Raw genomic sequence first — 1,940 nt, forward strand, 5'->3', positions numbered from 1 at the left:
CGTCTGGATCGGGGCGGGCGCAACCATCACGCAGGGCGTCACCATCGGAGCCGGCGCGGTGGTAGGGGCAGGCGCCGTAGTCACTCGCGACGTCCCTGCCGGCACCTTGGTCGGCGGCGTGCCGGCCCGGGTGGTGAAAACCATCGACTGAGACCAAGCCGTCACGTCGGGCGTTCGTAACGGCCCCGCCCCGATCGTCGCCGACGTCCCTTGTAGCGCCGGCGGGTTAGACGCACCGCAGACTGGGCATCCGCGTATCCGGACCCAAACTGCACCGGGACGAATCCGGCAGTTGACCAGGAGGATTTACACGTGACGATGCCCAGCGATGCCGTGGATGACGAACAGCCCGACGGAGCCAACGAAGGTCCGCGCGATCACGAAGGTGTTGATACCGATCACGCCGCCTACGTCGACGAAGACAACGTGCCCCATCCCGGTGACGCCAACGAGGCCGGCTGACCAGATCGGCGTCAATTGCGGTCGTTGGACTTTCCTGTCATTGGCGCAAGGCCGAGGTGGGCGCGCAGCGCCCTCGTGGTGTCGTCGATCTCGGTGAGCTGGGCGTCGGTGAACGCGTCGATGAAGTACGCCTTGACCGCCTTCGAATGCGGGCTCAAGCTCGCGCGGAAGGCGCGGGCCCCCTCGTCGGTGAGCACGACCTGCCAACCGCGGGCATCGTCGGTGCACGGCTCGCGCCGAATGAGACAGCGTCTCTCCATGCGCCCGAGGTGGCCCGATAACCGGCTGCGCTCCCACTCGATATGTGCGGCGAGTTCTGAAGAGCGAAATGATTTCTCCGCGGACTCGCTCAGCGCGAGGAGCACCTTGTAGTCGCCTTCAGAGAGCCCTGAGTCTGCTTGCAGCTTCGCTTGTACTCGGGCGCGCAGGATTTCGACCGTCTGGATGTACGCCCGCCACACCGCGAACTCTTCGCTCGTGGGATGCCCACTGCGTCTGGATGAGCCCATCGTTCCCTCACTAGTTGACATGTGAATCATTTCTGGAATGATTCATATGTCAATTACACCACTTCCGTCCACTGCTGAGCAGCCGTTACCACGAGGAGCACAATGACGGACGTCGAGAACATCACTTTCGGCATCGACACCTTCGGCGATCTGCCCCGCGACGATCAGGGCGAGATCGTGTCGCACGCGCAGGCGATCCGAGCCGTCGTCCACGAGGCGGTACTGGCCGACGAGATCGGCATCGACGCCATCACCGTCGGCGAACATCACCGCCCGGACTACGCTGTTTCGAGCCCCGATACCGTGCTGGCCGGTATCGCCACGGTGACAAAGCGCATCCAACTCGGGTCGGGCGTCACCGTGCTGTCGTCCGACGACCCCGTGCGGGTTTTCGAGCGCTTCGCGACGGTGGACGCGCTCTCGAACGGTCGGGCGGAAGTGATCCTCGGGCGGGGTTCCTTCACCGAGTCGTTCCCCCTGTTCGGATACGACCTGAAGGACTACGAGCTGCTGTTCGAGGAGAAGATCCATCTGTTCCATCGCCTCCTCGACGAGACGCCGGTCACGTGGGAGGGCACCACTCGCGCGGCATTGCACGATGCCGACGTGTACCCCAAGACGGAGTCGGGACGCCTCCGTACGTGGGTGGGAGTCGGCGGCTCGCAGCAGTCGGTGCTCAGAACCGCCCAGTACGGTTTCGGACTCATGCTCGCGATCATCGGGGGGCCACCGGATCGGTTTGTGCCGTACGTCGACCTGTACCGGAGGGCGACCGAGCAGCTCGGTACGACGGCCCTGCCCGTCGGGATGCACTCGCCCGGCTTCGTCGCGGCGACCGACGAAGAGGCGAAGGAGCTTTTCTACCCCGGCTACCGCGTGATCCGCGACAGAATCGGCGCAGACCGCGGGTGGCCGCCGTTGCGGCGCCAGGACTTCGACGCCGACATCGCGCGCGGATCGCTGTACGTC

Annotated in this window: 4 protein-coding genes; 3 read left to right on the top strand and 1 reads right to left on the bottom strand. The window is 65.1% G+C overall.

Annotation, left to right across the window (positions count from 1 at the left end):
* Positions 1–7: 7 nt before the first annotated feature.
* Both WBQ44_RS18275 and WBQ44_RS18280 read left to right on the top strand, forming a co-directional pair.
* Positions 8–151, top strand: coding sequence for an acyltransferase (locus WBQ44_RS18275; protein WP_495568092.1), 144 nt, complete (start codon positions 8–10; stop codon positions 149–151).
* Between the two features lie 161 nt (positions 152–312).
* The gene (locus tag WBQ44_RS18280) at positions 313–462 is read left to right on the top strand and encodes a hypothetical protein (RefSeq protein ID WP_495568089.1); all 150 of its coding nucleotides are present in this window, start codon (positions 313–315) and stop codon (positions 460–462) included.
* A gap of 11 nt (positions 463–473) precedes the next feature.
* On the opposite strand, the gene WBQ44_RS18285 is transcribed toward WBQ44_RS18280, so the two are convergent.
* Positions 474–971 (bottom strand): MarR family winged helix-turn-helix transcriptional regulator, encoded by a 498-nt coding sequence (locus WBQ44_RS18285; RefSeq protein ID WP_495568090.1) that lies wholly within the window; start codon positions 969–971, stop codon positions 474–476.
* 102 nt (positions 972–1,073) lie between these two features.
* Between WBQ44_RS18285 and WBQ44_RS18290 the strand changes: the two genes are divergently transcribed.
* On the top strand, positions 1,074–1,940 hold an 867-nt coding region (locus tag WBQ44_RS18290), incomplete at its 3' end, for an LLM class flavin-dependent oxidoreductase (protein WP_495568091.1).

Origin of the sequence: Rhodococcus sp. (in: high G+C Gram-positive bacteria) (assembly GCF_049591685.1) — a bacterium.
In the GTDB taxonomy this organism is placed as follows: Bacteria; Actinomycetota; Actinomycetes; order Mycobacteriales; family Mycobacteriaceae; genus Rhodococcoides.

Coding starts and splice junctions, on each gene's coding strand:
- WBQ44_RS18285 (WP_495568090.1), bottom strand. CDS start 971: ATGGGCTCATCCAGACGCAGTGGGCATCCCACGAGCGAAGAGTTCGCG.